The 5,055-nt window shown below is 73.1% G+C and carries 9 protein-coding genes; 1 reads left to right on the top strand and 8 read right to left on the bottom strand.

Annotation, left to right across the window (positions count from 1 at the left end; all coding sequences use genetic code 11):
- Positions 1 to 119 precede the first annotated feature (119 nt).
- From nusB to rpmB, 8 genes are all read right to left on the bottom strand, one after another.
- Positions 120 to 557 (bottom strand): transcription antitermination factor NusB, encoded by a 438-nt coding sequence (nusB, locus tag ACFV61_RS34310; protein WP_063346766.1) that lies wholly within the window; start codon positions 555 to 557, stop codon positions 120 to 122.
- A 4-nt stretch (positions 558 to 561) separates the two neighbouring features.
- Positions 562 to 1,125, bottom strand: a complete 564-nt coding sequence (gene efp / locus ACFV61_RS34305; RefSeq protein WP_063346767.1) for an elongation factor P — start codon at positions 1,123 to 1,125, stop codon at positions 562 to 564.
- A gap of 79 nt (positions 1,126 to 1,204) precedes the next feature.
- The gene (locus ACFV61_RS34300) at positions 1,205 to 2,311 is read right to left on the bottom strand and encodes a M24 family metallopeptidase (protein WP_380496003.1); all 1,107 of its coding nucleotides are present in this window, start codon (positions 2,309 to 2,311) and stop codon (positions 1,205 to 1,207) included.
- Between the two features lie 90 nt (positions 2,312 to 2,401).
- The gene (rpmF, locus tag ACFV61_RS34295) at positions 2,402 to 2,575 is read right to left on the bottom strand and encodes a 50S ribosomal protein L32 (protein ID WP_063346769.1); all 174 of its coding nucleotides are present in this window, start codon (positions 2,573 to 2,575) and stop codon (positions 2,402 to 2,404) included.
- Positions 2,576 to 2,626: 51 nt separating this feature from the next.
- Positions 2,627 to 2,863: a 30S ribosomal protein S18 gene (gene rpsR / locus ACFV61_RS34290; protein WP_063346770.1), complete on the bottom strand. Its 237-nt coding sequence runs from the start codon at positions 2,861 to 2,863 to the stop codon at positions 2,627 to 2,629.
- Between the two features lie 12 nt (positions 2,864 to 2,875).
- The gene (locus ACFV61_RS34285; RefSeq protein WP_380342376.1) at positions 2,876 to 4,042 is read right to left on the bottom strand and encodes a CobW family GTP-binding protein; all 1,167 of its coding nucleotides are present in this window, start codon (positions 4,040 to 4,042) and stop codon (positions 2,876 to 2,878) included.
- Between the two features lie 5 nt (positions 4,043 to 4,047).
- Positions 4,048 to 4,353, bottom strand: a complete 306-nt coding sequence (gene rpsN, locus ACFV61_RS34280) for a 30S ribosomal protein S14 (RefSeq protein ID WP_063346772.1) — start codon at positions 4,351 to 4,353, stop codon at positions 4,048 to 4,050.
- A complete protein-coding gene (rpmB, locus tag ACFV61_RS34275; RefSeq protein ID WP_063346773.1) occupies positions 4,353 to 4,589 on the bottom strand; it encodes a 50S ribosomal protein L28 in 237 nt (78 codons plus the stop codon). The genes rpsN and rpmB overlap by 1 nt, the downstream gene beginning before the upstream one ends.
- Positions 4,590 to 4,746: 157 nt before the next feature.
- On the opposite strand from rpmB, the gene rpmG reads away from it, so the two are divergent.
- Positions 4,747 to 4,911 (top strand): 50S ribosomal protein L33, encoded by a 165-nt coding sequence (rpmG, locus tag ACFV61_RS34270; RefSeq protein ID WP_063346774.1) that lies wholly within the window; start codon positions 4,747 to 4,749, stop codon positions 4,909 to 4,911.
- Positions 4,912 to 5,055: the final 144 nt, after the last annotated feature.

Below are 5,055 nucleotides of genomic sequence, written 5' to 3'. Positions count from 1 at the left end.
GGGCACCACCTTACGCCGCCCGGGTGAAACGCGCGACGGCCGCCGGACCCGGTAACCGGGTCCAGCGGCCGTTCTGCGGGTTTAACCGCCACCGGTGGTCGGGGCCTAGGGCGCACGACCTACCGGCGGATGCTCGGCTTCAGCTCCAGGAAGCGGGCGAGCAGACCGTTGACGAAGGCCGGGGAGTCGTCCGTGGAGAACTCCTTGGCGATCTCCACGGCCTCGTCCAGGACGACCGCGTCCGGGACGCCGTCCTCCCAGATCAGCTCGTAGGCGCCGAGCCGCAGGACGTTGCGGTCCACGATCGGCATCCGGTCGAGGGTCCAGCCCACCGCGTACTGCGAGATCAGGTCGTCGATCCGGCGAGCGTGCTGGACGTACCCCTCGATCAACTCCATGGTGTACTCGCCGACCTGCGGGGTGCCCTCGTCGGGCTTCGGCTCGCGGGCGCGGGCCACCCAGTCCGCGAGGACCCGCTGCGGGTCGACCCCGCGGTGGTCGGCCTCGAAGAGGATCTGGAAGGCCCGGGTACGGGCCTTGCTACGTGCGGCCGACACGGACTTACTTCACCCGGCCGAGGTAGCCGCCGTCGCGGGTGTCGACCTTGATCTTCTCGCCGGTGACGATGAAGAGCGGCACGGCGATCTCGGCGCCGGTCTCCAGCGTGGCCGGCTTGGAGCCGCCGGTGGAGCGGTCGCCCTGGACGCCCGGCTCGGTGTGGGAGATCAGCAGCTCGACGGAGGCCGGGAGCTCGATGTACAGGGGGGCACCCTCGTACATGGCGACCAGGGCCTCGAAGCCCTCCAGCAGGTACTTGGAGGCGTCGCCGACGACGGCCGGCTCGACCACGATCTGGTCGTAGGTGTCCGTGTCCATGAACACGAAGTTCTCGCCGTCCTTGTACGAGAACTGCATGCCGCGCTTGTCGACGTTGGCGGTCTCGACCTTGGTGCCGGCGTTGAAGGTCTTGTCGACGACCTTGCCGGTCAGGACCTCCTTGAGCTTCGTGCGCACGAAGGCCGGGCCCTTGCCGGGCTTGACGTGCTGGAACTCGACGACGGACCAGAGCTTGCCGCCCTCCAGCTTGAGGACCATGCCGTTCTTGAGATCGTTCGTGGAAGCCACGGGCGCACTTACTCCTGGATATAGCTGTCAAGGAACCAAGGCTTGCGTCCTGCCGCCGACGGCCGACGGGCGGCCGCGGTCACAGGGCGAGGAGCTCCTTGGTGGTGATGGTGAGCAGCTCGGGCCCGCCCTCCTCTGGGGGGCGCACCACGAGCGTGTCCTCGATCCGGACACCGCCCTTGCCCGGGAGGTGGACCCCTGGGCCGACGGTGACCGGCACGCGGCTGTCCAGTTTACCCATGTCCGACGGACCGAGGCGCGGCGCCTCCCGGATCTCCAGCCCGATGCCGTGCCCCACCGGGTGCGGGGAGGTCTCGGTGTGGCCGGCCGCCTCCAGGATCTGCCGCGCGGCCCGGTCGGGCACGTACTGCTCCACGCCCGGTCCGAGCGCCTCCCGGCCGGCCCGCTGGGCCCGGAACACCAGCCGGTGCAGCTCCACCTGCCAGGGCGCGGGGGCGGCGCCGATCACGAAGGTCCGGGCGGTGGAGACGCCGTAACCCCGGTACTGGGCGCCCATCACCACGGTGAGGAAGTCGCCCTCCTCCACCCGGCGGTCGGTCGGCTGGTGGGCGGGCCGGCCGGAGTGGCTGCCGGTGCCGACGGACACCGGGTAGGCCGCCCGGTCCGCGCCGTGGTCGATCATCCTGCGTTCCAGCTCCATCGCCAGGTGCCGTTCGGTGCGGCCGACCAGGATCGACTCCAGCAGTTCGCCGAGCGCCTGGTCGGCGATCTCGGCGGCGATCCGCAGGTCGGCGATCTCGTGCTCGTCCTTGACCACCCGCAGCCGCTCGACCACCTGCGCCAGGTCGGCCAGCCGGGCCCCCTCCGCCAGGCTCGCCACCGCGCGGTGGCGGCTGACGGTCAGGTCGTGCTCCTCCACCGCGAGGTCCGCCACGCCCAGTCGCGCGGCGGCGGCGGCCGCCGCCAGGGCGGTGTCCGCCGCGGCCACCACCGGCACCTGGGTGACGTCCGGCGCGATCAGGTGCTCCCCGGTGTCGTCCGGCGGCAGATCGTCCGGCACTGCCAGCAGCACCCGCTCCCGGGTCAGCAGCAGCGTCGCCCCGCAGGGCGCGCAGCCCGTCAGATACCGCACGTTCGCCGCCCGGGTGATCAGCGCCGCATCGGCCCCGGCCGCACTGCAGTGCTCCCTCACCCGCTCCCGCCGACCCGCGTACGCATCAGACATGCGTCGAGCCTACGAACCCCCACCCCGATCCGCCCGCCGAGCACCCCCGACAGGGCGCGCTCCCGCCCCCGCACGCCCCCTTCGTGGTCGCTACGCCCCCTCCGGGTCGATCAGGCCGCGGCGGTAGGCGGGGACCAGGTTCTGGGGGACGAGCAGTTCGCGGCCGTTGAGGGTGATCGGGACGAGCTTCGGGGCCTTGCCCTTCCACTGGGCCCGGCGGTGCCGGGTGTTGCTGCGGGACGTCTTGCGCTTGGGGACGGCCATCGGGGGCTCCTTGTCGGGTGGTGGCGGTGGTGGCGGTGGTGGCGGCGATGGCTACCGGGTGGTGCCGGCGGCGTACGGGAGGAGGGCCATCTCGCGGGCATTCTTGACGGCCCTGGCCACGGCGCGCTGCTGCTGGACGGTGAGCCGGGTGACGCGGCGGCTCCGGATCTTGCCGCGGTCGGAGACGAAGCGCCGCAGCAGGTCGGTGTCCTTGTAGTCGATGTACTCGATGCCGGCCGCGAACAGCGGGTTCGGCCGGTCCTTGGGCGGGTTCGGTCGCTTACGCACAGTGACGGCTCCTCAGTGAACGGGGTCGAGCAGGTCCCGGAAGGCGTCCGGCAGGGCCTTCCAGCCGGGTTCGCCGGCGGCGAGTTCGGCGTCGGTGAGCAGACAGGAGTCGAGCAGCCCGGTGACACCGTCGACGTCCAGGCCCTCGGCGGTGAAGCTGAGCTGCTGCACCCGGTCGCCGTGCAGCGGGTGCCAGTCGAGGGCGGCGGCGGCCCGGCGGGCTGGCGGGTACAGCTCCCAGGCGGCGTCGGGCAGGGAGGTGAGCCAGGGCCCGCACTCCTCGACGGCGAGGTTGGCCCCGGCGGCGTCCCAGGCGAGCATCAGGTCGGGCCGGTTGGCCAGCCAGAATCGGCCGCGGCTGCGCTGGGCGGCGGGGACGAGCAGCTCCAGCGCCCGGTGCAGCCGCTCGGGGTGCAACGGGCGGCGGCGCTCCCAGACCAGCGTGGTGACGCCGGCCTCGTCGCTCTCCTGCGGGAGCAGCGCGATCGCCGGGTTGACCCGGTCGCGGGCGGCGGCGACGTCGAAGCCGCCGAGGGCGGCCCGGGTGAGCGCGCCGGTGCCGAGCCGGACGACCCGGGCGGTGGGGTGGAGCTGGCGGAGCAGCGCGAGCCCGGGCGTGTGCGCCGTCGCGCGCGGGACGGCGAGGGTGGTGGCGTACTCGACCTGGTGGGCGAGCGCCTCCGCGCGGGTCCGCTGGTCCTGGCGGGCGGTGTGCTCGCCGTGGTCCACCAGGTCGTCGGAGACGGAGAGTTCGCCGATCAGCCGGTCCGGGTCGACGGCCGTGACCACGCCCGCGAGTTCGACGGCGTCCTCCAGATGGCGGCCGTCCGCCTCTCCCCCGGCGATCACCTCGACGGCCGGGTGCGGGTCGCTGCCGCCCCACAGTTCGACGATCGCGAGTCCGTACCGGCCTTCGTCGGCGATCCGCAGCAGTCGCGGCAGCAGGTCCTCGCGCAGGGCGCAGCAGGGGCAGTCGTTCACCAGTGGGACGTCGGCGGCGTCGAACCCGCCTCCCGCGTCGCGCAGTTCACGGTGGACGACACCCTGCGAGGCCTCCCGCAGGTCATGGTGGAGGACCACCGCGTCCACCGCGGCCGCGGCCAACTCCCGGACGGCGGCGCGGCGTTCGGCGGCGTGCAGGCCGGCGACGACCACCACGGGCAGCTTGATCCCGTCCACGCCGCTCACCAGCTGGCCTTGCGGACGCCGGGCAGGTGGCCGGCGTGGGCGTGGACGCGGAGGTTGACCCGGGAGAGGCCGAAGGCCCGCAGGTAGCCGCGGGGGCGGCCGTCGACGGCGTCGCGGTTGCGGATCCGGGTGGCGCTGGCGTCGCGGGGCTGGCGGGCGAGTTCGGCCTGGGCGGCGGCGCGTTCGGCGGGGGCGGTGCCGGGGTGGGCGATGATCCGCTTGAGCTCGGCGCGGCGCTCGGCGTACCGGGCCACGACGGCGCGGCGCTGCTCGTTCTTGGCGATCTTGCTCTGCTTGGCCATCAGACCTTCCCCCCTCGGGCGCGGATGCGGGCGACGGCGGCCTCGATGCCGATCGTGTCGATGGTGCGGATGCCCTTGGCGCTGAGGGTGAGCCGGACGTACCGGCCCTCGCCGGGCAGCCAGTAGCGCTTGTGCTGGATGTTGGGGTCGAAGCGGCGGCGGGTGCGGCGGTGCGAGTGCGAGATCGCGTTGCCGAATCCGGGCTTGCGGCCGGTGAGTTGGCAGTGGGCGGACATGGGCGCTCCCTGACGTCCGGGAATGGGCAGGACGGAGCTCACGTTACACCAGATGAAAATGACTTCCATTTCGGTGTACGGTTTCGCCCCGGCCCCGAACGCCCCGCCAACCCGCCAACCCGCCAACCCGCCAACCCGCCAACCCGGAAGGACACCCATGGCCCGTAGTGAACTGCGCCCCGTCATCAAGCTCCGCTCCACCGCCGGCACCGGCTACACGTACGTGACCCGCAAGAACCGCCGCAACGACCCGGACCGGATGGTCCTGCGCAAGTACGACCCGGTCACGCGCCGGCACGTCGACTTCCGCGAAGAGCGCTGAACCCCGCCCGCCCGAACTGAACCCCGCACCGACGGAACGCCGACCGGCAGCAACCCGTACCGCCCCGCAGCGACGAAACGGCGCCTCCCCCCGCGGGACCCGGGCCGGGCCGCCGGACGTGGCGGCGGGAGGGGGGCGGTGCGC

Source organism: Kitasatospora sp. NPDC059817 (assembly GCF_042731835.1).
Lineage (GTDB): Bacteria > Actinomycetota > Actinomycetes > Streptomycetales > Streptomycetaceae > Kitasatospora.
The sequence above is the reverse complement of the archived record's forward strand: the minus strand, read 5'-3'. Positions and strand labels throughout refer to the sequence as shown.

Excerpts from the sequence above, each read along its gene's own strand:
- ACFV61_RS34300 (WP_380496003.1), bottom strand. The coding sequence starts at position 2,311 with ATGTCTGATGCGTACGCGGGTCGGCGGGAGCGGGTGAGGGAGCACTGC.
- rpmF (WP_063346769.1), bottom strand. The coding sequence starts at position 2,575 with ATGGCCGTCCCCAAGCGCAAGACGTCCCGCAGCAACACCCGGCACCGC.
- rpsN (WP_063346772.1), bottom strand. The coding sequence starts at position 4,353 with ATGGCCAAGCAGAGCAAGATCGCCAAGAACGAGCAGCGCCGCGCCGTC.
- rpmG (WP_063346774.1), top strand. The coding sequence starts at position 4,747 with ATGGCCCGTAGTGAACTGCGCCCCGTCATCAAGCTCCGCTCCACCGCC.
- rpmB (WP_063346773.1), bottom strand. The coding sequence starts at position 4,589 with ATGTCCGCCCACTGCCAACTCACCGGCCGCAAGCCCGGATTCGGCAAC.